The 21,360-nt window shown below is 58.2% G+C and carries 20 protein-coding genes; 11 read left to right on the top strand and 9 right to left on the bottom strand.

Annotation, left to right across the window (positions count from 1 at the left end):
* The first annotated feature begins 34 nt into the window (after positions 1 to 34).
* Genes purB through FIV08_RS08155 form a run of 3 tightly spaced genes read left to right on the top strand, consistent with a single transcriptional unit; the run spans position 35 to position 3,537 of the window.
* A complete protein-coding gene (purB, locus tag FIV08_RS08165; RefSeq protein WP_152437961.1) occupies positions 35 to 1,402 on the top strand; it encodes an adenylosuccinate lyase in 1,368 nt (455 codons plus the stop codon).
* A gap of 14 nt (positions 1,403 to 1,416) precedes the next feature.
* A complete protein-coding gene (locus FIV08_RS08160; protein ID WP_152437960.1) occupies positions 1,417 to 2,568 on the top strand; it encodes a cupin domain-containing protein in 1,152 nt (383 codons plus the stop codon).
* 3 nt (positions 2,569 to 2,571) lie between these two features.
* Positions 2,572 to 3,537 (top strand): GNAT family N-acetyltransferase, encoded by a 966-nt coding sequence (locus FIV08_RS08155; RefSeq protein WP_152437959.1) that lies wholly within the window; start codon positions 2,572 to 2,574, stop codon positions 3,535 to 3,537.
* Here FIV08_RS08155 and FIV08_RS08150 read toward each other — a convergent pair.
* Positions 3,526 to 4,536: a LysR family transcriptional regulator gene (locus FIV08_RS08150; RefSeq protein ID WP_058089869.1), complete on the bottom strand. Its 1,011-nt coding sequence runs from the start codon at positions 4,534 to 4,536 to the stop codon at positions 3,526 to 3,528. The two genes, FIV08_RS08155 and FIV08_RS08150, sit on opposite strands and share 12 nt — an antisense overlap.
* Positions 4,537 to 4,779: 243 nt before the next feature.
* Here FIV08_RS08150 and FIV08_RS08145 point away from each other — a divergent pair, with 243 nt between their 5' ends.
* Positions 4,780 to 5,550 carry a hypothetical protein gene (locus FIV08_RS08145; RefSeq protein WP_152437958.1) on the top strand — a complete coding sequence of 257 codons (771 nt, stop codon included), beginning with the start codon at positions 4,780 to 4,782 and terminating at the stop codon, positions 5,548 to 5,550.
* 110 nt (positions 5,551 to 5,660) lie between these two features.
* Entirely contained in the window at positions 5,661 to 7,943 is a 2,283-nt protein-coding gene (locus FIV08_RS08140; protein WP_152439621.1) for an ATP-binding protein, read from the top strand.
* Here the strand turns inward: FIV08_RS08140 and FIV08_RS08135 are convergent.
* Together FIV08_RS08135 and FIV08_RS08130 are read right to left on the bottom strand one after the other, a co-directional pair.
* On the bottom strand, positions 7,897 to 8,361 hold the full coding sequence (locus FIV08_RS08135) for a MarR family winged helix-turn-helix transcriptional regulator (RefSeq protein WP_061330986.1): 465 nt from the start codon (positions 8,359 to 8,361) through the stop codon (positions 7,897 to 7,899). The two genes, FIV08_RS08140 and FIV08_RS08135, sit on opposite strands and share 47 nt — an antisense overlap.
* A 1-nt stretch (position 8,362) precedes the next feature.
* Positions 8,363 to 8,848 (bottom strand): glutathione peroxidase, encoded by a 486-nt coding sequence (locus FIV08_RS08130; protein ID WP_152437957.1) that lies wholly within the window; start codon positions 8,846 to 8,848, stop codon positions 8,363 to 8,365.
* A 250-nt stretch (positions 8,849 to 9,098) separates the two neighbouring features.
* Between FIV08_RS08130 and FIV08_RS08125 the strand changes: the two genes are divergently transcribed.
* From FIV08_RS08125 to htpX, 3 genes are all read left to right on the top strand, one after another.
* Positions 9,099 to 10,313: a pyridoxal phosphate-dependent aminotransferase gene (locus FIV08_RS08125; protein WP_061330984.1), complete on the top strand. Its 1,215-nt coding sequence runs from the start codon at positions 9,099 to 9,101 to the stop codon at positions 10,311 to 10,313.
* An 11-nt stretch (positions 10,314 to 10,324) separates the two neighbouring features.
* Entirely contained in the window at positions 10,325 to 10,798 is a 474-nt protein-coding gene (locus FIV08_RS08120; protein ID WP_152437956.1) for a hypothetical protein, read from the top strand.
* A gap of 93 nt (positions 10,799 to 10,891) precedes the next feature.
* Positions 10,892 to 11,773 (top strand): protease HtpX, encoded by an 882-nt coding sequence (gene htpX / locus FIV08_RS08115; RefSeq protein WP_072677521.1) that lies wholly within the window; start codon positions 10,892 to 10,894, stop codon positions 11,771 to 11,773.
* A gap of 60 nt (positions 11,774 to 11,833) precedes the next feature.
* On the opposite strand, the gene pdxB is transcribed toward htpX, so the two are convergent.
* The 3 genes from pdxB to FIV08_RS08100 are packed head-to-tail and all read right to left on the bottom strand — an operon-like array spanning position 11,834 to position 15,058.
* The gene (gene pdxB, locus FIV08_RS08110) at positions 11,834 to 12,988 is read right to left on the bottom strand and encodes a 4-phosphoerythronate dehydrogenase PdxB (protein ID WP_152437955.1); all 1,155 of its coding nucleotides are present in this window, start codon (positions 12,986 to 12,988) and stop codon (positions 11,834 to 11,836) included.
* A gap of 43 nt (positions 12,989 to 13,031) precedes the next feature.
* On the bottom strand, positions 13,032 to 14,315 hold the full coding sequence (locus FIV08_RS08105) for a DEAD/DEAH box helicase (protein ID WP_152437954.1): 1,284 nt from the start codon (positions 14,313 to 14,315) through the stop codon (positions 13,032 to 13,034).
* Positions 14,312 to 15,058 (bottom strand): elongation factor P hydroxylase, encoded by a 747-nt coding sequence (locus FIV08_RS08100; RefSeq protein ID WP_416376910.1) that lies wholly within the window; start codon positions 15,056 to 15,058, stop codon positions 14,312 to 14,314. The genes FIV08_RS08105 and FIV08_RS08100 overlap by 4 nt, the downstream gene beginning before the upstream one ends.
* Here FIV08_RS08100 and dsbD point away from each other — a divergent pair.
* A complete protein-coding gene (dsbD, locus tag FIV08_RS08095) occupies positions 15,035 to 16,930 on the top strand; it encodes a protein-disulfide reductase DsbD (protein WP_152437953.1) in 1,896 nt (631 codons plus the stop codon). The two genes, FIV08_RS08100 and dsbD, sit on opposite strands and share 24 nt — an antisense overlap.
* Before the next feature lie 9 nt (positions 16,931 to 16,939).
* Here dsbD and tusA read toward each other — a convergent pair whose 3' ends face one another.
* Complete coding sequence (tusA, locus tag FIV08_RS08090) at positions 16,940 to 17,182, bottom strand: sulfurtransferase TusA (RefSeq protein WP_072677524.1); 243 nt, start codon at positions 17,180 to 17,182, stop codon at positions 16,940 to 16,942.
* 82 nt (positions 17,183 to 17,264) lie between these two features.
* Here tusA and FIV08_RS08085 point away from each other — a divergent pair, with 82 nt between their 5' ends.
* The gene (locus FIV08_RS08085) at positions 17,265 to 17,558 is read left to right on the top strand and encodes an antibiotic biosynthesis monooxygenase family protein (protein WP_058089532.1); all 294 of its coding nucleotides are present in this window, start codon (positions 17,265 to 17,267) and stop codon (positions 17,556 to 17,558) included.
* 11 nt (positions 17,559 to 17,569) lie between these two features.
* Here the strand turns inward: FIV08_RS08085 and rlmM are convergent, their stop codons facing one another.
* Positions 17,570 to 18,646, bottom strand: coding sequence for a 23S rRNA (cytidine(2498)-2'-O)-methyltransferase RlmM (rlmM, locus tag FIV08_RS08080; RefSeq protein WP_152437952.1), 1,077 nt, complete (start codon positions 18,644 to 18,646; stop codon positions 17,570 to 17,572).
* A gap of 129 nt (positions 18,647 to 18,775) precedes the next feature.
* On the opposite strand from rlmM, the gene FIV08_RS08075 reads away from it, so the two are divergent.
* Positions 18,776 to 20,653 (top strand): sensor domain-containing diguanylate cyclase, encoded by a 1,878-nt coding sequence (locus FIV08_RS08075; protein WP_152437951.1) that lies wholly within the window; start codon positions 18,776 to 18,778, stop codon positions 20,651 to 20,653.
* On the opposite strand, the gene FIV08_RS08070 is transcribed toward FIV08_RS08075, so the two are convergent.
* Positions 20,620 to 21,282 carry an alpha/beta fold hydrolase gene (locus tag FIV08_RS08070; RefSeq protein ID WP_228715512.1) on the bottom strand — a complete coding sequence of 221 codons (663 nt, stop codon included), beginning with the start codon at positions 21,280 to 21,282 and terminating at the stop codon, positions 20,620 to 20,622. The two genes, FIV08_RS08075 and FIV08_RS08070, sit on opposite strands and share 34 nt — an antisense overlap.
* Between the last annotated feature and the right edge of the window lie 78 nt (positions 21,283 to 21,360).

Here is a 21,360-nt window from a genome sequence, read left to right as displayed (position 1 = left end):
TCCGATTTTTCTTTGATGAACTGAGAGGTTTTCGATGGAACTCACCGCCCTGACCGCCATTTCCCCGGTCGATGGCCGCTACGGCAGTAAAGTCAGCGTATTTCGCAGCATCTTCAGTGAATACGGCCTGATCCGTAACCGGATAACCGTCGAAATCCGCTGGTTGCAGAAACTGGCCGCTCACCCGGCCATTACCGAAGTGCCAGCATTCTCCGACGAAGCCAACGCCTTCCTGGACAAAATGGTCAGCGAATTCAGCCTGGCCGATGCGGAGCGCATCAAAGACATCGAACGCACCACCAACCACGATGTCAAAGCGGTCGAGTACCTGATCAAAGAAAAGATCGCCGATGTGCCCGAGCTGCACGCGGTGACCGAGTTCGTTCACTTTGCCTGCACCTCCGAAGACATCAATAACCTGTCTCACGGGCTGATGCTGCGCGAAGGCCTGGACCACGGCCTGTTACCGGCCATGGACAAAGTCGTCGACAAACTGGCCGAACTGGCCAAGGAACATTCCAAACAGCCCATGCTGTCCCGCACCCACGGACAGACCGCGTCTCCCACCACCGTCGGCAAGGAACTGGCCAACGTGGTGTATCGCCTGCGCCGCCAGTTGATGCAAATCCGCGAAGTGGAAATCATGGGCAAGATCAACGGTGCGGTCGGCAACTACAACGCCCATCTGTCTGCCTATCCGGATGTGGACTGGGCAGCCAACGCCGAAGAGTTCATTGAGAGCCTGGGCCTGGACTGGAACCCGTACACCACCCAGATTGAGCCCCACGACTACATCGCCGAACTGTATGATGCCATTGCCCGCTTCAATACCATCCTGATCGATCTGGACCGGGACATCTGGGGTTACATCTCCCTTGGCTACTTCAAGCAGAAGACAGTGGCCGGCGAGATTGGCTCCTCCACTATGCCCCACAAGGTAAACCCCATCGACTTCGAGAACTCCGAGGGCAACCTGGGCATCGCCAACGCGCTCTTCAGCCACCTGTCTGCCAAGCTGCCAATTTCCCGCTGGCAGCGTGACCTGACTGACTCCACCGTGCTGCGTAATCTGGGCGTGGGCTTTGCTCACAGCCTGATTGCCTATGAGGCTACCCTGAAAGGCCTGGGCAAACTGGAAATCAACCCGGCCCGCCTCAACGAAGACCTGAACAACGCCTGGGAAGTGCTGGCCGAGCCGATCCAGACCGTGATGCGCCGTTACAACATCGAAAAACCCTACGAAAAGCTCAAAGACTTGACCCGTGGCAAAGCCATGAGCCCGGAAGTCATCAAGAATTTCGTGGAAACACTGGATATTCCGGAGCACGCCAAGGCCGAACTGCGCGCCCTGACGCCGGACACCTACATTGGTAATGCCGTCGAACAGGCCGGCAACATTTAACCTGGAGCAACACCATGGACATGCTTGGCGGACTAACAGCTTCTGAATTTCTGCGGGACTACTGGCAGAAGAAGCCGCTGGTTATCCGTCAGGCATTTCCCGGTTTCCAGTGTCCGGTCAGTCCGGACGAACTGGCCGGGCTAGCCTGTGAGGAAACGGTAGAATCGCGCATCGTGATCGAGAACGATGCCGGTAAACCCTGGCAACTGCACAACGGTCCTTTCAGCCCGGACCGCTTCAGTGACTTGCCGGAACAGGACTGGACCTTACTGGTTCAGGGCCTGGACCACTGGGTACCGGAGATTGCCGACCTGCTCGACAACTTCCGCTTCATTCCCAACTGGCGTCTGGATGACATCATGGCCAGCTACGCCCCGAAAGGTGGCAGCGTTGGCCCCCACTACGACATGTATGATGTTTTCCTGTTGCAGGCCCGGGGCCACCGGCGCTGGACGTTCGGCGGCCACTGTGACCATACCTCGCCGAGAGTAGAAGGCACCCCACTGCGCATCCTGAGCAGCTGGGATGGCGAGGAAACCGTCACCCTGGCCCCGGGTGACATGCTGTACCTGCCCCCGGGCATCGGCCACCATGGCGTGGCGGAAGACGACTGTATTACTCTGTCCGTGGGCTTTCGGGCCCCGACCATCGATGACATTCTCACCAGTTTTACCGATTTTCTCAGCCAGAAAGAAAAAGCTGCCGAGCACCTGGACGACCCGGACCTTCGAGTACAGGACAACCCCGGCACCATCGGCCCGGAAGTGATCAACCGCCTGGATACTGTCATCCGTGAGCAACTGGGCGATCGCCGCAACCTGGCCCTTTGGTTCGGCCAGTTCGCCACCGCCCCCAAGAGCATGGATATTGTGGTGCCGGCGGATGAACCCGCAGAAGCAGAAGATCTGGCTGAAGCCATCCGCGCCGGCGAGCAACTGCGCTGGAACGAAGGTTCCCGCTTCGCCTATCATGAAATGGACAGTGAAACTGCCCTGTTTGTGGATGGCGAGCAATACCTCCTGAAAGGCGATGCCCGGCCACTGGCACCGCTGCTCTGTGCCGGCGCCCGGATCAACATGGGCGCTCTGGCAGAATATGCCGGCGACGAGGCCCTGCTTGGCCTGCTCACCACTCTGTACAACCAGGGCTCAGTGTACTTCGAGTAAGCCATGAACCTGAGATTCCGAAAATACAGCTGGCAACTGGCGCCCTCATCCATCAGAGACATCCGCCAACGGGTGTTCGTTGAGGAACAGCAGGTGCCACCGGAGCTGGAGTGGGACGACACCGACGAGATTGCTGACCACTACCTGGCCGTGGATGAAAACAACACCCCAGTGGCTACCGCTCGCCTGTTCTCCACGCTTGAAGAGACCGGTTATATCGGTCGTATGGCGGTGTTACCGGAGTATCGTGGCCAGGGGGCTGGTGATGCCCTGCTCAGACACCTGCTGGCCGAATCCGCTGGTCGCTTCCAGGAACTGAAACTCTCCGCCCAGCAGCACGCCACCGGGTTCTACCAACGCTTCGGCTTTCACATCTGCTCGGATATCTATGATGACGCTGGCATTCCCCACCTGGATATGCGCTGCCTGGCTCCCACGCTGGCCAGTCAACCAGGTGATCAACGCGCGAAGCCACTGATTCTTGGCGAGGATTCCAAAAGCTGGCTGTTCGGCGATGAGGGCACCATGCTGGAATTGATGGACTCACTGGTAGCGCAAGCCGGCCAACGCATTTGGCTGTATGACGACGTGCTTGATCACGGCCTCTATGACCGCTACCCGCTACGGGAACTGATCTCTGCGGTGGCTCGCCGGCACCGGCTGAGCGAAGTGCGCATCCTGATTCACGATGACAAGCCGTTGGTTAAACGCCGGCATCAACTGGTTGAGCTGATGCGACGGCTCACCAGCCGGATTGAACTACGGTTGGTCAACACCGATTATCCGATGGAGAACCAGCCGTTCCTGCTGGCAGACCGCGAGGGCGTACTGTACCGCCACGATTTCAATAAGCCCGAAGGCTTCGCCAATTTTGCCAACCCGGGCCGGGTCAAGCTCATGGAGGAAACCTTCCAGCGCATGTGGGATGCTGGCCGGGGCTCGCTGGAACTTCGGGAACTACCGCTCTGAATGCAGCCCCGGGGTAGCCTGGGGAGACTCAAATCTGGCACCGAAGGGCGCAAACTCCTCGTCCACTTCTTCCGCCACCTCGGCAATCAGCTTTCGCAACCATTGATGATCGCTGTTGTGCTGCAGTAACGGACTCCAGGCCATTTTCAGCTCGAACGGCGGAATCTCGAACGGTGGTACCTTTACCACCAGGTTCGGATTGTCTTTCTGCAGCCAGGCCGCACGAGATGGCAGCGTGGCGATCAGGTCATGCTGCTCCGCCAGCAACATGGCCACCTGATAATGCCGGGTGAATACCGAGATCTGTCGCTTGCGCCCCATTCGCCCCAGGGCTTCATCTACCCAGCCCAGTCTCTGGACGTCCTTGGGGTTCACCCCAACGCCCACGCCGAAGCCGGTTTTACTGACCCAGATGTGGCTGGCATCGAGGTAGGTATCGAGGGTAAACGGTTCCTTCAGGATGGGGTTACGGGCATTCATCAGGCAGGCAAAATACTCGATCCACAGGGTTTTCTGGTGGAACGACTGGGGAATCTTGTCGAAACGGTTGATGGCCATATCCAGCCGGCCCTGCTCCACATCCAGAAAGCTCACGTCGCTGGGGGTCAGCACGTCCAGGGTAACGTGGGGCGCCTCCTGGCGAATCCGCCGCAATACCCTGGGCATCAGACAGGATTCCGCGTAGTCACTGGCCATGATGCGGAATACCCGCTGGCTCTCCTGGGCAGCAAAGGGGGTTTTCTCCTGCACCGCCTGTTCGATGTCCGAGAGAATGCCACGGACCAACGGCTGCAGTTCCCGGGCCCGCTCCGTGGCTGTCATGCCCTCACTGGTACGCACCAGCAACGGGTCGCCAAACAGATCCCGTAACCGGCGCAAACCGTTGCTCATGGCGGGCTGGGTGATGCCCAGATGATTGGCTGCCTTGGTGACATTGCGTTCACGCAGCAGCACGTCAAGGTATACAAGTAGATTGAGATCGACCCGGGAAATGTCCATGCAAGCATCCTGGAAAGCAGAGTGGCGGCACCGGTCTGGCCCGCCTATACATTCACCAGACCAATATACAGCAATCCCACAATTCATTAAATGAATGAAGTATTTCCTGTACTTACAACCGGAAACGGACGATTGTCCAGATTTCTGCTAGGCTTTCAGGGCGTTACCCAATAATATCTGACAATTAGAGGCGCGCCCCCAAAGGCGGTCCGTTCACTGTAATCCGGAGCCATTACCGACACCATGGATACCATCACCATTGTGCTGCTGCTCGCGGCGATCGTCACCGTCTCACTGGTCGTTATCGTTATCAGTCAGATGCGTGAAAAGGCGCGGATTGAGCGGGTTCGCAAGATGACCGCCCGGGAAGACGAATACAACCGCGCCTACCGCCTGTTCTCGGAGATTCCGGCCCAGTACCTGTCTCCCGATCTCAAGCTGCTGCTGCTCAAGCGCATGGAGGAATCCTGTCACGATCTGGCCGCGCTTAAGTCCGAGCAACCGGTCAGCGAATGGCTCGACACCATCAAACAGACCAGGAAACAGGTACTGGAGAACAATGATAACCGGGCATCGGTCAGAATCGACTCCCCGGAGAAAGCCACCTACGTCAAAGAACTGCTTCAAAGCCTGTTCAAAATGATTGAGGCCATGCACAAAGCCGGTCGGCTCGACACCGCCAGCGCCAAAAAGCACCTGAAGCATGTGCTGTTTCTGGTGCACAAAACCCACGCCGACCTTCACGTTTTCCAGGCCCGGGACCATATCCGGCAGAACCAGATCCGCAAGGCCATACACGCCTACCACCTGGCCAGCACGGAAATGGGTAAATCCAAAGATAATCCGCTGGCCATGAAAGCCGTCAAAAGCTTCAGAACGCGCATCAAGGAGCTTGAAGCCAGTATGGCCGACGGCACCACACAAACCGAAAGCCACTCAAAGCTAGACCGGGAATGGGATAACTTCTTGCAGGACGATGGCACCTGGAAGAAAAAGGCTGATTACGACGACTGAGGAACACGCTTTACCCAATTGACCAGCCACAGGGACGACCATTCACCGTGTTAAAGAGCTTCCGGCACAGACTTTCCTACCGCCTTACCCGCGACACCGTACTGGTGGCCATGGCTCTTGGCCTGGTTCTGAACCTGATTCAGATCACCCTCGACTATTTCTCGGCGAAAGACGCCATGGAACAGGACATACGGGCACTGATCGAGATCAGTAACAGTCCGGCGTCCCAGATTGCCTACAATATCGACGTGAGGCTGGCCGAGGAACTGCTGGATGGCCTGTTACGCCACCCGGCGACCATAGATGCGCGGATTGTGGACAGTGATGGCCAGACCATGTCAGCCGCCAGCCAAAGCAGCCCGATCTCCCGATACCGCTGGATCAGCGACCTGCTGTTCGGTTCCAGCAGTGTCTTCAGCACAGAACTCCAGGTACCCCAGTTACAGGACCTGCCATTGGGCCACCTGGTTGTCACCATCGATACCTGGCATTACGGCTGGCAGTTCCTGCAGCGGGCAGTCAACACATTCGTCATTGGACTGTTCAAGAGCCTGGTGCTGTCGGTTGCGCTGCTTGGCATTTTCTATTTCGTGCTGACCCGCCCCATGCTCAACGTGATTGAAGCATTGAGCCGGGTCAGGGCCAGCACCCCGGAAAAGGTCCGGCTGCCGGTGCCTGCCAACCATCGTTTTGACGAAATCGGCACCATGGTTGGCATCATCAACCAGCACCTTGAACACATGGAAGGCAGCGTGGCCCAACTGCGGGCAGCCGAAAGCGCCATGAAAAATTACTCCAGCCAGCTGGAGCAGGAAGTTGAAGATCGAACCCGGGAGATCTCGGAAAAGAATCAGGCCCTGCAACGGGGCAATCGGGCGTTGGTTCGTGCCAAGGAAGACGCGGTGCGACGGGCCCGGGCCCGGGCCAACTTCCTGGCCAGCATGAGCCATGAGATCCGCACCCCCCTGAACGGGGTGCTGGGAATGCTCGGGCTGGCACTGGAAAGTGAACAGGACGCTGGCCAGAGAAACCGCCTGGAGATTGCCCTGAACACCGGTGAGAGCCTGCTGGGCCTGCTCAACGACATTCTTGACATCTCCAAGGTCGAAGCCGGAAAACTCAATCTCGAGAACATTCCGTTCAGCGTTCGCGACCTGGTGGAGGAATGCTCAACTCTTCACGCCCAACAAGCTCGCCGCAAACACATCAACCTGGTCAATGAAACCGACCCGATGCTACCCGAGCAGTTTCTGGGCGACCCGACGCGCACTCGCCAGATCCTCAATAATCTTCTCAGTAACGCGGTCAAGTTTACCGACGATGGCCATGTCAGGGTGCGCACCACCTACTCCGGTGGAAGTCTTCGCATGGAGGTTATCGATAGCGGCATAGGCATGTCCAAAGAAGGCTTGCACCGGATCTTCTCACCGTTTTCGCAGGCCGACACCGACACCACCCGGCTGTATGGCGGCACCGGTCTTGGCCTGACGCTGTGCCGCCAACTGGTGGAACGTATGCACGGGCAGATACTGGTGGATTCCAGCGAGGGCGCCGGTACTCATTTCACCGTCACCCTGCCCCTGCCGGTGCATGAACCCGCACACCCGACTCTGCCAGAAGCCGCTGCAACCCGGCTGTGCGAAACAGGTGTCGCCATGGCCATACCACAGGATCACCCGCACCGGCTGGCAATTGAATCACAACTGCGGGCCTGGGCTATCCCGGTCAGAAGCGCCAGCCGTCACCCAAAGGGCATCTTGCTGGTGGCCGCAGAGCCTGGCGACGAAGAGTGCAAGGCCTTTGCCGATGACTGGCAGGGAATGGGCGTTATCCTGGCAGACAGCACTGGCTCAATCAGTTCCGGCCGTCCCGGTCAGTTTATCCTGCCGCTGCCGCTCAGACGCACCGAACTCTACCACTGCCTCTGCGCCGCCGCAGGATTGCCGGACAGCGGCAGTTCACAACCGCTGGATCAATCAACCAGGGCCGCGAGAACCGAGAACCAACTCACCCTGCTGCTGGTCGAGGATAACCAGGTCAATCAGCTGGTCGCCAGCAGCCTGCTGAAGAAGCTGGGCCATCGGGTAGACCATGCAGAGAACGGCCAGAGGGCATTGGAGGCGTTGCAAAAGCGCCGTTACGACCTGGTTCTTATGGATTGCCAGATGCCCGTTATGGATGGTTACGAGGCAACCCGGGCCATCAGGCGCAACCCGGAATGGCAAAACTTGCCGATTATTGCGGTGACCGCCAATGTTATGCAGGGTGATCGGGAGGATTGCCTGGAAGCCGGAATGAACGATTACATCACCAAACCCTACAAGCGTGAGGAGCTCAGGGCCGTTATCAATCGCTGGGCCCCGAACGCTCCAGAACCTCAAGCAGACTTCTGAGCTCCTGCCGAAGGGCGACCAACCGCTCCGGCGCCACATCCAGGCCGCACATCAATTGCCCTGGCACCCCGCGAGCCTGTTCACGCAACCGCCAGCCGTCGCCTGTCAGGCTAAGGCGAACAACCCGCTCGTCGCTTGCCTGCCGGCGCCGGATGAGCAGACCGCGCTCCTCCAGCCGCTTCAAAAGCGGCGTGAGAGTGCCGCTGTCCAGGCGCAACCGGGCGCCTATATCCGATACCCGGGCGGCTTCGCCAACCGGGCCATGCTCCCAGAGAGCCAGCATCACCAGATACTGCGGATAGGTCAGTCCCAGCTCCGCCAGCACGGGACGATACCGCGCTGTGACGGCCCGATTGAGGGCATAGAGGGCAAAGCAGATCTGGTTATCGAGCGCCAGCATCTGATCATCACCGTTCATTTCAGAGCAGCTTCTCGATATCAGCGCGAATGTCAGCGGGTTTCGCTGTGGGTGCGTAACGGCGGATTACCTGTCCGTCGCGGTTGACCAGGAACTTGGTAAAGTTCCACTTCACCTTTTCCGACCCCATCAGGCCCCTGGCTTCCCTCTTCAAAAACTGGAACAGCGGATGTGCGCCATCCCCGTTCACGTCAACCTTGGCAAACATCGGAAAGCTGACACCATAGTTCAGTGAACAGAACTGACTGATGGCATCCTCGTTAGCGGGGTCCTGGTTCATGAACTGGTTACAGGGAAAACCCAGAACCTCAAAGCCCTGGTCGCCCAGCTGCTCATGCAATGCCTGCAAGCCCTCAAATTGCGGAGTAAAGCCGCACTTTGAAGCGGTGTTTACAATCAGCAAGACCTTTCCCTTGTAATCCGCCATGGAGGCTTCATTGCCCTTAATGTCACGAACACTGAAATCGTAAATGGATTCGCCAGACATACGTTTACTCCTGCCGAGGATTTTCGTGAAATTACATTGTGCACAATATAATTTGGCAAAGCCACACTCTGGAAAGTCTTAATGGGCCAGTGATCCAGAGTTCACTTTCAAAAACCGCCGCAAACTATCCGTATTTGGCCACAATTCAACACATTTGCCCCTGTTGCCCCGGGGCTCCCCTCCGCTAGAATAGGATGCTTCCGTTTACCGGTACCTCTTTCAGACTGTTTGTTAAGGACGCCAGCGACCCATGCAGAACTATTTCAAATCCGCCAAGCTCGACAATGTGTGCTATGAAATTCGTGGCGTGGTTCTGCGTGAGGCGCGTCGCCTTGAAGAAGAGGGCCATCGGGTTCTCAAGCTGAACATTGGCAACCCGGCGGCGTTCGAGCTGGATGTACCGGAAGAGATCCAGCAAGACGTTATCTACAACATGCACCAGGCCCAGGGATACGTGGAGTCCAAGGGTCTGTTCTCTGCCCGAAAAGCCGTGATGCATTACTGCCAGCAACGGGGTATCGCCAAGGTCGACATCGACGACATTTTCCTGGGCAACGGCGTCAGTGAGCTGATCGTCATGTCCATGCAGGCACTGCTGAACACCGGCGATGAAGTGCTGATTCCGGCACCGGATTACCCGCTCTGGACCGCTGCCGTTACCCTCTCCAGCGGCAAGCCGGTGCACTACCGGTGCGATGAACAACAGGGCTGGTTCCCGGACATTGATGACATCAAGAAAAAGATCACCCGCCGTACCCGGGCCATTGTGCTGATCAACCCCAACAACCCCACCGGTGCGGTGTATTCGGAAGAGTTGTTGCAGCAGGTCATCGAACTGGCCAGGCAGCACAACCTGATCATCCTGTCAGACGAGATCTACGACAAGATCCTGTATGACGGCACCCAGCACACCTCCGTTGCCTCCCTGGCCGACGACGTGCTGTTCTTCACCTACAACGGGCTGTCGAAGAACTACCGGGCCGCCGGCTACCGCTCTGGCTGGATGATTATCAGTGGTGCCAAACATCGCGCCCGAGACCTGATCGAAGGCATCGAAATGCTTTCCAACATGCGCCTGTGTGCCAACGTTCCGGCACAGCTGGCCATCCAGACGTCTCTGGGTGGCTATCAGTCCATCAACGACCTGGTGGCACCCGGCGGCCGGCTTTATGAGCAGAGGGAAACCGCCTGGCGCATGCTCAACGACATTCCCGGCGTCAGCTGTGTCAAACCCCAGGGTGCCCTGTACCTGTTCCCGAGACTGGACCCGAAGCACTTCCCGGTGGTCAACGATGAAAAGCTGGTGCTCGACTTGCTGCTGCAGGAGAAAATCCTGCTGGTTCAGGGCTCCGCCTTCAACATTGATGACAAACAGCATCTGCGCGTCGTTTTCCTGCCCCGGGAAGATACCCTGGCAGACGCCATGGGCCGCCTGGGCAATTTCCTGGAGCATTACCGCCAGTAACCGGAGCTGATATGGCCGACATACATGTCGAGGAGTTCTACAAGGACGTCGCTATTGCGCTGATCCAGCTTTATGCCGCGTTCCCGAGAAGGATCAACCTGTTCGTGGAAGACATCGCCGGGCCAGACGAGCCGGATGAATTCGGACTGCACAGTAAACGGCACATGGCCTGCTTTGGAGCGCTCCTGTGGCTTTCAGAGGAAGGCCTGTTGCGCTACGTCGACACCATTCGGCAGGAAGCCCTGGACCAGGCTGTTCTGACCCGCGAGGCGTTTGTGCGCCTCAGTGCCCCGGCGCCCCAGGCGTTGATACGGGAGCTTAATGCCTCCAGCGCTGAAGCGGAACTGCCTCCCTCCGTACAAAAGGATTTATCAACCTATATCCACCTGCTGAGATCGGCCCTCAAGAGTGGCAGTTCCAGCCGAATCAGCCTGGCCGTTCAGTCGTCCTTCTTCATTGATACCGGCGCGGGGAGCGTGCATTAAATCCAGGTAAGGCTCTTGAAGGAGTGAACCCGGACCACATATATCGGTCAGACAGGCAACCAGTTTCAGGGATCGTTAACACGGGAATAGACTATGCGGATTTTGTTGTTTCTGGCCACCAACCTGGCGGTCATCCTGGTCGCAAGTTTTACCTTGCGCCTGCTGGGCGTTGACAGCTATCTGGCCCAACAGGGCATCAATTACGGCTCGCTCCTGGCGTTTGCAGCCGTATTCGGCTTTGCGGGTGCCATCGTCTCGCTGCTGATTTCCAAACCCATGGCCAAGTGGAGTACCAAGGCCCGGGTTATCGACTCGCCCAGAACCCCGGCCGAACGCTGGCTGGTGGACACCGTGGCAGAGCTGTCAAAGAAAGCGGGCATTGGCATGCCCGAGGTGGCGATTTTCCCGGCCTCCCAATCCAACGCTTTTGCCACCGGCTGGAACAAGAACGACTCACTGGTGGCCGTCAGTGAGGGGCTGCTGCACCGCTTCAACAAGGATGAAATCCGGGCCGTACTGGGCCATGAGATTGGCCATGTGGCCAATGGTGATATGGTCACGCTTGCGCTGATTCAGGGTGTGGTGAACACCTTTGTGATTTTCGCGTCCCGGGTCATCGGCTCCTTTGTCGACCGGGTGGTGTTCAAGAACGAAAACGGCCATGGCATTGGCTTTTTCGTGGTCAGCATCGCAGCCGAGATTGTCCTTGGCATACTGGCCAGCACCATTGTGTTCTGGTTCTCCCGTCGCCGGGAATTCCGGGCTGACATCGCTGGAGCTCAGCTTGCCGGTACCGGAGCGATGATCAGCGCGCTGGCTCGCCTGAAGCAGGAAAGTGAAGTGCCGGATCAAATGCCCGATACCCTCCAGGCCTTCGGCATTAATCGCGGCGCCCGGGCCGGCCTGGCAGCCTTGTTCATGACTCACCCACCACTGGAAGATCGCATCGCAGCTCTGCAGAACGCCAGGGTTTGACAGAAAACAAAAGGGGGCGCTATCGGCGCCCCCTTTGCATGTGCAATCAGGTAATGTTGATCAGATCTTGAGTTTGCAGCCCAGCGCACGGAAACCGTCCTGGAGCGATTTACTGGTCCCTTTGAGTTGAACCTTCAGGCTGGAGCACTCCCGGCGCACCGGATAGTCCCGGCGCAGGCGGTCAAACGCCACAGCCCGTTGCTCCGGATTTCCCCGCATAGCCAGTCTCAGCCTGGCATCATCCCGCCTTGGGTCATAACAGACCCGCAGTGCCGTACGAATGGCCTCATCTTCCTCGGCGGAACTGGTAAACGAGACTTTGCTGACCGCTGGTTCAGGTAAAAACTGGCCTGCTTTCTTGCGTATGGGCAGTCCCAGGAACTGACACAGCGCCCGATAAACCATTTCCGTGCCCTGCATCTTGCCTTCCAGGCTATAGCCAGCAACATGGGGCGTCGCCATCCATACCTTGTCCACAAGATCAGGACTTATCCCGGGCTCGTGCTCCCAGACATCCAGGGCCACCAGCGGTGCATCGGCTTGCTCCAGCCGGCGCATCAAAGCCTCGGTATCAACCACCTCTCCCCTGCCACCGTTGATCAGCAGCTGATCGGCGCCGATCAAAGCCAGTTCCGGGTCTGACACCATGTGCCAGGTGGCATGGGGCTGATGGCGGGTTAATGGCGTATGCAGGGTAACCACGTCACACTCCAGCGCCTCAGCGAGACTGACAAAGGGCGGCTCAGCCCCGGGTTCCCGTTCCTGCCTCGGCGGGTCACACAGGCGCACCTCAAAACCGAGGCGCTCCAGGCATTGAGCCAGCTGGCCACCGACATTACCAACGCCAACGATACCAACCGTCAGGGATGTCCAATCGTCCAGCCCCCGTCGTTCAGCATACAGCGATACCACCGACAACACATACTCAGCCACACTGCTGGCGTTGCATCCGGGGGCGGCGGCAAAGCCGATGCCCTGAGCCTGCAACCACTCCAGGTCAATATGGTCCGTGCCAATGGTCGCAGTACCCACAAAACGAACCCGGCTGCCTTCCAGCAACTCCCGGTTAACACGGGTCACCGAACGAACCAGCAGGATATCCGCATCCTGCACCTGCTCACGGCTCAGCGTTCGCCCTGTAACCCGGCGTATTTCTCCAATATCACCGAAGAACGCGTCCAGTAAAGGAATGTTCTCGTCCGCAACGATCAGCATGACCTGGTCTCCATTACCCTAAATCGCCCTACACCAACGCGACTCAGTTGCGCCGGGGCCGCGAACCGCCCCGCCCTGCCGGCCCGCGGCCACTCTGGGGGCGGCGACCACCGCGCTTGCGAGTGATCGGCGGGTTATCCATGGTGACCATCAAGTCTTCGTCTGGCACCGCGGTTTTCAGCTTCTGGCTAATGTACTTCTCGATCTCCGGTAAGGCAAAAGAGTCGTCTTCTCCGGCAAAGCTGACGGAAACACCGGTCTTGCCTGCGCGTCCGGTACGACCAATCCGGTGTACGTAATCTTCGGCGTTCTCAGGCAGGTTGTAGTTGAATACGTGGGTAACGCCATTCACGTGAATGCCCCGGCCTGCCACATCGGTAGCCACCAGCACCTGGATCTGCCCCTTTTTGAACTGATCCAGGGTTTTCAACCGTTTGTTCTGGGCGATCTCACCAGACATCAGGGACACTTTCACGCCCTGATTCTTCAGATCCTCCTCAAGATCCCGGCACTGGTCACGACGATTGGCAAACACAATGGCTTTCTCAACTTCCGGACGTTTGAGGTAGTTCACCAGCACAGGCAGTTTGTCGTCGTCAGACACCAGATACACGGTCTGTTCTACCCGTTCGGCGGTTTTCTGCTCCGGCTCGATCTCAACAAACTCTGCGTTTTGGGTCCACATGGACGCCAGGTTCAGAACGTCCTGGTTGAAGGTGGCGCTGAACAGCAGGGTTTGGCGATCTTCTTTGCCAGTGCACTTGCGGATAATACGTTTGACGTCGGGGATGAACCCCATATCCAGCATACGGTCTGCTTCATCCAGAATCAGGATGTCGATCTGGTCCAGAAACACGTCCTGGGAGCCCAGGAAGTCGATCAACCGGCCCGGGGTTGCCACCAGAATGTCGACAATCTCGTTCTGCAACTGCTCACGCTGCTTGTCGTAGTTCATACCGCCCACCACGGTGACCACATTGTGGCCGGTGTACTGGCACAGCTGCTCTGCGTCCTTGGCAATCTGCATCGCCAATTCACGGGTTGGAGCCAGGGCAAGCACTCTGGGCTCAGAGGCAAACCGGTCTTTTTCATCCACCGGTGTTTCCAGCAGAGTCTGTATCGCAGTAATCAGGAAGGCTGCCGTTTTACCGGTACCGGTCTGGGCCTGGCCGATCAGGTCTTCGCAAGCCAAGGTCCAGGGCAGGGTTTCGGCCTGAATGGGCGTGCAGTATTCAAATCCGATTTTACTGATGGCATCCAGCAGACGCTTGTCCAGGTTAAGATCGCTGAAGCGTAAATCGCCGGTAGGTTTTAGGTCAGCTGTCATAGAGGTTCTGTTATCCTTGATTGGTCGTGTTCGGTTGCCATGGGCGCCAAACGGCGCTTGTCCTGGTTCCAGTGATGCTGGACCCTGTCGGCAGTCCCGTAGAAAGACTTGAGTGTATCGAAAAATTGCTGAGCCCTTGATGGCAGGCCATGAGCCAGATACCGGGAGGCCTGCAGGCGCACATTCTGGCGGAAGCCTTGCTCATTGGCCGCGCCGCTGCCGGCAAGGTTATCAACGCTGATATGAAAGCGAGAGCCGGCGGCCAGGGAAAACAGCCATTCAACGGCCTGAGGCTTGACCTCCACCTGCTCAAACGCCTGCTGTTGTTCCAGGCTGCGACCATCCGGACAATACCAGTATCCGTAATCGTGCAATGTGCGCCGATGCTCACCGGCTATACACCAATGGGCAATCTCGTGGAGGGCACTGGCAAAAAAACCGTGGGCAAACACTACCCGGGCAAGTCCGTCTGGCTCGCTGGCAGGCAGGTACTCCGGTTCGTCACTGCCCCTGACCAGAATGGTCCGGAAGGATTCCCGGAACAGGTCGTTGAACAGCATGATAAGATCGTCTGGATTGTGATTCATCGGTTGGCTATTGTGCGACTTTAATGCAGGCAATACCAGAGGGAACTTTGCCATGGCAATGATGTCACTGGCAGCAAGGCGACGAGCCGCGATACCGCCCCCATTGGAAACACCCAGGATAACGAAGAATTCATGACAGCTATTCCGGACTCCCATCAACGATTGCGCCGCCCGGTCTCCCAGCTCGTGGCCTTGCTGGCACTGCTGTTTACCCTGCTTCCGGCCTCCGCCCTGGCCTTTGGCAACTCAGGAAGCTCCCTGTTTGGTGGCGGCAACAACGGCTTCCTGCCCGTAGACGAGGCGCTGCCCTTCAACCACAGCACGGAAGGCGACAGCGTTGTCCTGTCCTGGAATATTGCCCCGGAACACTATCTCTACAAAAGCCGTATACAGATTACTCCGGTCACTGAAGGCGTCAGCATTGGCGAGCCCGAGTTCTCCCTGCCCGGCACCCTGACCGAAGACGAATACTTCGGCGAGATGATGGTGTTCTTCGATCCGGTCGAGGCCCGGGTGCCGGTCATCCTTCCCGAGGGTATACAGGAAGCGGAACTGCAAGTGACCTACCAGGGCTGCGCAAAGGCGGGTCTGTGTTATCCGCCGCAGACGCGGGACGTTCTGTACTATCCGGGTAAAGGTGATAGCCAGGGCAGTCGTTCCTCACCCGCTTCAGGCAGCGGCTCCAGCAGCGGAGCATTCAACACGACAGATAACACTTCTTCGGCAACCGGCCTGGCCGGATTCCTGTCCAGCCAGTCGATCTGGATGATCGCCGGGGTATTCTTCCTGCTGGGGCTGGGGCTGACCTTCACCCCGTGCGTGTTGCCCATGGTGCCGATTATTTCCACTATGGTCTCAGGCCACAACACCCGCACGACAGGCCATGCTCTCCTTCTTTCCGGAAGCTACGTGCTGGGCATGGCGCTTACCTACGCCGCCGCTGGGGTGATTACCGGCCTGCTGGGCGCCAGTTTCAACCTGCAGGCACAACTCCAGTCGCCCCTCGTACTCGGTGTTTTTGCGGCACTGTTTGTGGTGTTTGCCCTGGCGATGTTTGACCTGTTTGAGATTCAGCTACCCAAGTTTATCCGCGAGCCGCTGAACGATGCCAGCCAGAAGCTGACCGGCACCCGGGTGATCAGTATCTTCGGCATTGGTTCATTGTCGGCACTGATTGTCTCGCCCTGTGTCTCTGCGCCTCTGGCCGGTAGCCTGCTTTACATCTCTACCACCCAGGACGCCGTCATAGGTGGCGTTGCCCTGCTTGCACTTGGGCTTGGCATGGGTGTGCCACTGATTCTTGTGGCCGTCGGCGGTCGCAAGCTGCTGCCTACCTCAGGCCACTGGATGACGACCGTCAAACATTTTTACGGCGTCATGCTGCTTGCCGTTGCCATCTGGCTTATCGAGCGGATGGTACCAGCCTGGGCAGGCCTGACCATGTGGGGGCTACTGGTCGCCATCACAGGCGTTCAGTTGGGTGCTTTTGATGCGGCCAGGGCTGGCTGGGAACGCACACGCAAGGGCCTGGGCCTGGTAATGTTCGCCTATGGCCTGGCGCTCCTGGCAGGGGCGTTCAGCGGCGCCAATGATCCGCTGCGGCCGCTGGCACCGTTTACCGCATCTGCCGGCCAGGTTCAGGGCGGCGGCGCCAGCCATGCAGACTTCCAGCGGGTCGAAGATCCGCAACAGATTCGCGCAATGCTGGCCGATGCCCGCGCCAACCAGCAACCTGTTGTGCTCGACTTCTACGCGGATTGGTGCGTGTCGTGCAAAATCATGGAGCGGAACGTGTTCAGCGACCAGGACGTGATCCAGGCGTTAGCACCCTACACCCTGTTGCAAATCGACATGACCGACAACACCCGTGACCAACAGGCCCTGCTGGATGAACTCGGGCTGTTTGGTCCGCCGGCAATTCTGTTCTATCGAACCAACGGCGAAGAGCTACAGGAAGCACGGGTGCTCGGGGAAATGAACCGTAGGCAGTTCCTTGACCATCTTGGCAAGGTGGCCCGGGAGAGCTGAGCGGTGTGCTCAGCTCTCACAACGGCGAATCAGGAAATGGAATTCCCCTTCCAGTTCCTGTTGGCTCAGCAGCTCATGGCCCAGGAACTGACAAAAACGGGGTATATCCCGGGTTGTTGAAGGATCGGTCGCTACAACGCGCAACACTTCCCCCACGCCAACATCGTTGATCCGGGTGTGCAGCATCATTACCGGTTCCGGGCAGAACAGCCCTCGAGCGTCCAGCTCGGCTTGAAACTCCAGGGTTGTCACAACAGCCACCTCCAGTTCTCGTGATTTTCAGAATCCGGTGCTAAATTATTGTTTACAGCAACGAAAATAAAGGACCAATTGCATGATTCGGGTTTTGATTGAACGACACATCGCAGAGTCTCTGGAAACCGCCTACGAGGAGCGTTCACGTTTGGTACTGCAGCAGGCCGTTAGTACACCCGGTTTTATTTCAGGTGAGACGCTGGTCGACAGCCATGACCCGAACCACCGTATCACCCTTGCCAACTGGCGCTCTGAAGCTGACTGGGATCGCTGGTACCATTCCCGGGAGCGGCGCGAGCTGATGGCAGAACTGGTGCCCATGATGGACCGCGATGAAATCATCACGGTTCTTGAGCAAAGCCCTATGCCCTGAGCCACTCCGGCTTAGTCCAGGCGCTCGATAAAACAGGTGATTTCCTCTCGATCATGATAAAGGTGGCGGGCCCGTACATGGCAAGTCAGGCCCGCCTCCTCAAGACCACGCACCAGGATGTCCTGGCATACCAGCCATTCGTCGTAGCGCTTCTTCATCGGTAACTTCAGGTTGAATACCGTGTAACGGCAAAGCCTGTCTGCCAGCCAGTCCACTGCCATCCGGGCGGTGCGTCGCGGCTTATCGACTATGTCGCAAACCATCCAGTCGACCGCCCGCTTCGGGCGCCAGGCATAACCATCCGCCTCAATGTGCTCAACATGCCCACTGGCCATCAAATCCGGATTCATCGGGCCATTATCAACAGCCGTCACCATCATACCCTGGTTCACCAGTTGCCAGGTCCAACCGCCGGGCGCGGCTCCCAGATCGACGGCTTTCCTGCCACCACCAAGGTAGTCGAGCCAGCGATCCTCCGGCAGAAATACCTTCCAGGCTTCCTCGAGTTTGAGCGCAGAGCGGCTGGGGGCCGAGGCGGGTAATCTGAGCCGCGGCACGCCCCCCGGGAACGGCGACCGGTTACCAGCGAGGCTGTACCCAATCACAGCCGTGCCAAAGTCTGCCAGCAGTATTTCCAGCCGTTTTCCGGTTTTTGCATCCGCCGTTTCCTGAAGCAATCCCGCGCCCCGCAGGCCCTTGGATAACGGCGCTACCCATTTTCGGGAAAAGTTGCCCAGGTCCCGGTCCTCGTTGTTCTCCGGTAAACGCACCTCTACCCTTGCACAGCCACTACCATTCCAATCCTGATCTCGCAGAAAACCGACAACGGCTCCAACCCGATCCTGTACTGGCAACGCGCAATCGCCCAGGATAACGAACCAATCCCGGACAAATACCAGTTCGTCCAACGGCAGGCGGCCCATCAGTTCCTCCGGGCTTTCCTCACTGCCAATGGTAAACCGAACCAGCCCGCTATTCCTGACCGGCTGAAAGTAACCAAACACGCCTTTAAGGGCTGCCTGATCCGTCACTTCCTGGCCCGCCTCGGCTTCGAATCCCGGGCGGCACACCAGCATAACCTGTTGCATCTATCACCTTTTCATTCAAAATTGTCAGGAATCTGACACCCTGACAAACAAGAAACTTGAACCTGTTTAACAGCAGGATTTGTTTACGCTGGCTACACTTCCGCCTTCATTCGACATGGGATTTCGTTGATGACGCCTCGATTCTGCGCCCTGCTGATGCTTGGCCTGCTGGCCTTTGCCGGCATTATGCCCGGTTACAGCATGGCGGCGGAACCATGTCCGATCCTACAGGCGACCAACCCCGAAGCCCGGAGCGCAATTAATCATCACTTGTGCTTCCATTCCGCCCGCCCCGGCGAGCCAGCCCACGCCGCTCAGAGCGCATCAGAACTGCCGGCGGATATGCCCTGGACACCCGCCAACGGCCATGACCTGGTGTTCAGCCATACAGACGCCGTCTACTGGATACAACTGACCGTCCACAACTCGGGCGCCAACCGAGCGCTCTGGTATCTGAAACTTAACTACCCGCTGCTGGACGAAATCACCTTCTGGCAGCACCGCCATCAGCCAGGCAGCCCGGATGTCGTCACCGAGGCCGCACCACCACTGGCCACAGGTGATTCACTGCCGTTTGCCACCCGGGGTATAGATTACCGTTATTACCTGTTACCGGTCACGCTGGATCCGTCCGAACGGCGCACCATTACCATTCGGGTTCACAGCAGCGGGGCGCTGAATGTGCCCCTGGCCCTGATGACACCGGAAGAGGTCATTGCGGAAAGCAATCACCTGACCTTGATCCACGGCCTGTTCTACGGGGCGCTGCTGATTCTGGCCGCCTTTAACCTGCTGCTATTCTTCAGCTCCGGCACCCGGTACTACTTCTATAACGCTTTCTATATCAGCTCCATGGCGATGTTTCTGTTTGCCATGGGCGGCTTCGCGAATCAGTATTTCTGGCCCGAGAGTGCACAGCTGGCGAACCTGTCGATCCCACTCACCCTGGTCATCTGTTCAGCCGCCATGGCACTGTTTGGCTGGTCATTTCTTGATGTCAGTGCCGGCACGATTTCAGAATCCGTGCTCCGGGGGCTGGTCTGGTCTGCTGTGGGCTTCCTGGCCCTGACCTTCCTGCTACCCTACTCCAAAGCCATCCTGCTCAACACAGCCCATGCGCTGGTGGTGATTGCCGCGTTGTCGGTCATTGCGACTATCCGCTGGCGCCAGGGCTATCTGCCCGCCTTCTGGTACATCGCTGCCTGGATGATCATGGTGGTCGGTGCCCTGGCCTATGCCCTGGCGGCCTTCGGCTACCTGGGCGACTACCTGGCCCGCGAGGTCATGATGCAAGCGGCTGTCGGGGGTCAGGTTATCCTGCTGAACTATGCCATGGTGCAACGCTGGCGCCTGCTGAATCAGAAGTTGCTGGATATTGAGCACCAGGCACGCACAGAGCTGGAGTTCAAGGTTCACGAGCGCACCGCACAACTGCGCAATACCATGCGGGAACTTGAGCAGGCGAACCGGAAACTGGCGTCCCTCAGCCTGAACGATGCCCTGACCGGACTGCACAACCGCCGGCATATGGATAACCTGTTACCGGAACTCTGCCGTGAAGCTCGTCGAACCGGCCAGCCATTGTCGCTGGCGCTGGTTGATGCCGATCATTTCAAGCGGATTAACGACAGCTGGGGCCACGATTTCGGTGACCAATGCCTCAGGCACATCGCCACCTGCCTGAAGAACCAGATCAAGCGACCACGGGATGTCGCGGTCCGTTTTGGTGGCGAGGAATTTGCCCTGCTGCTACCGGGTACAGACGCCACCGGCGCCTCCAAATTGTGCCAGGACATTCTTGAGGCGGTGCGGGACTCTCGCATTACCGCTCCCGATGGTACAGCCATCAGCCTCACCGTTAGCGCCGGCATCGCGGAACTGGGCGTCGAAGAGCAGCCAGACAGCCTGTTCCGACGCGCCGATGAAGCCCTCTACGCCTCCAAAGCCGCCGGCCGGGACGCAACCACCCTTGCTCAACGCAGCTCCGAGCCCGCCAGCAACTCCTGAACAAATCGGCCGGTTTCGCCAGCCGCCCGCTCGATAAGGGTTGCCTGGCTGTCCGGATGCCTTGCCGGCGTCTGAAAGTCATGGTTTCCGCCATCCAGCCAGCACAGCCGGGCAAGCCCCGGCATCTCGCCCTGGGCCGCTACCTCCTCCGGCTTGCCGAAAGGGTCCCGGGTTCCCTGTACAATCATCATCGGGCAGCCAACGGTCGAAAAGTGATCAATACGCCAACGATCGGGCTTGCCCGGGGGATGGAATGGGTAGCCATAGCAGATAACCCCGGAAATATCCGTAGCATGGTCACTGGCCAGCATTGAGGCAACCCGACCACCCATCGACTTCCCTCCAACCAGCACCTGGCAATCTTCACCCACCTCATCTCGCACCCGCGCCACTTCGGCCTGGAATGAATCCAGCAACACAGGCATTCGGTCCGGTGGCCGCTTGCGGCCGTCTTCCCGCCGCCGAACCATATACGGAAACTCAAACCTGACCGTTGCAATCCCCTGCCGATCCAAAGCTTCAGATAGTTGCTCCATAAAAGGGGAGTCCATGGGCGCGCCGGCCCCATGGGCCAGCAACATGACTCTTTTGACCCCTTTACCGTAGCCTTTGGTCTTAATCCGGTTCACAACATTCAACTCCTCGCTGTCAGGGGGTATCATTAGCAACCGAGCAGAAACCTTCAAGGTGCTTTTGTAACGCGGTTC

Source organism: Marinobacter sp. THAF197a, assembly GCF_009363275.1.
Lineage (GTDB): Bacteria > Pseudomonadota > Gammaproteobacteria > Pseudomonadales > Oleiphilaceae > Marinobacter.
This window is presented reverse-complemented; position numbering and strand designations above follow the sequence as displayed.

What these genes read in the sequence shown, in the direction of transcription:
- FIV08_RS08160 (WP_152437960.1), top strand. Translation starts at nt 1,417, where the DNA reads ATGGACATGCTTGGCGGACTAACAGCTTCTGAATTTCTGCGGGACTAC.
- FIV08_RS08135 (WP_061330986.1), bottom strand. Translation starts at nt 8,361, where the DNA reads ATGAACGGTGATGATCAGATGCTGGCGCTCGATAACCAGATCTGCTTT.
- FIV08_RS08100 (WP_416376910.1), bottom strand. Translation starts at nt 15,058, where the DNA reads ATGGGAGTCCGGAATAGCTGTCATGAATTCTTCGTTATCCTGGGTGTT.
- purB (WP_152437961.1), top strand. Translation starts at nt 35, where the DNA reads ATGGAACTCACCGCCCTGACCGCCATTTCCCCGGTCGATGGCCGCTAC.
- FIV08_RS08130 (WP_152437957.1), bottom strand. Translation starts at nt 8,848, where the DNA reads ATGTCTGGCGAATCCATTTACGATTTCAGTGTTCGTGACATTAAGGGC.
- FIV08_RS08140 (WP_152439621.1), top strand. Translation starts at nt 5,661, where the DNA reads ATGGCTCTTGGCCTGGTTCTGAACCTGATTCAGATCACCCTCGACTAT.
- FIV08_RS08105 (WP_152437954.1), bottom strand. Translation starts at nt 14,315, where the DNA reads ATGACAGCTGACCTAAAACCTACCGGCGATTTACGCTTCAGCGATCTT.
- rlmM (WP_152437952.1), bottom strand. Translation starts at nt 18,646, where the DNA reads ATGCAACAGGTTATGCTGGTGTGCCGCCCGGGATTCGAAGCCGAGGCG.
- FIV08_RS08150 (WP_058089869.1), bottom strand. Translation starts at nt 4,536, where the DNA reads ATGGACATTTCCCGGGTCGATCTCAATCTACTTGTATACCTTGACGTG.
- dsbD (WP_152437953.1), top strand. Translation starts at nt 15,035, where the DNA reads ATGACAGCTATTCCGGACTCCCATCAACGATTGCGCCGCCCGGTCTCC.
- FIV08_RS08145 (WP_152437958.1), top strand. Translation starts at nt 4,780, where the DNA reads ATGGATACCATCACCATTGTGCTGCTGCTCGCGGCGATCGTCACCGTC.
- FIV08_RS08155 (WP_152437959.1), top strand. Translation starts at nt 2,572, where the DNA reads ATGAACCTGAGATTCCGAAAATACAGCTGGCAACTGGCGCCCTCATCC.
- htpX (WP_072677521.1), top strand. Translation starts at nt 10,892, where the DNA reads ATGCGGATTTTGTTGTTTCTGGCCACCAACCTGGCGGTCATCCTGGTC.
- FIV08_RS08120 (WP_152437956.1), top strand. Translation starts at nt 10,325, where the DNA reads ATGGCCGACATACATGTCGAGGAGTTCTACAAGGACGTCGCTATTGCG.
- pdxB (WP_152437955.1), bottom strand. Translation starts at nt 12,988, where the DNA reads ATGCTGATCGTTGCGGACGAGAACATTCCTTTACTGGACGCGTTCTTC.
- FIV08_RS08085 (WP_058089532.1), top strand. Translation starts at nt 17,265, where the DNA reads ATGATTCGGGTTTTGATTGAACGACACATCGCAGAGTCTCTGGAAACC.
- FIV08_RS08125 (WP_061330984.1), top strand. Translation starts at nt 9,099, where the DNA reads ATGCAGAACTATTTCAAATCCGCCAAGCTCGACAATGTGTGCTATGAA.
- FIV08_RS08075 (WP_152437951.1), top strand. Translation starts at nt 18,776, where the DNA reads ATGACGCCTCGATTCTGCGCCCTGCTGATGCTTGGCCTGCTGGCCTTT.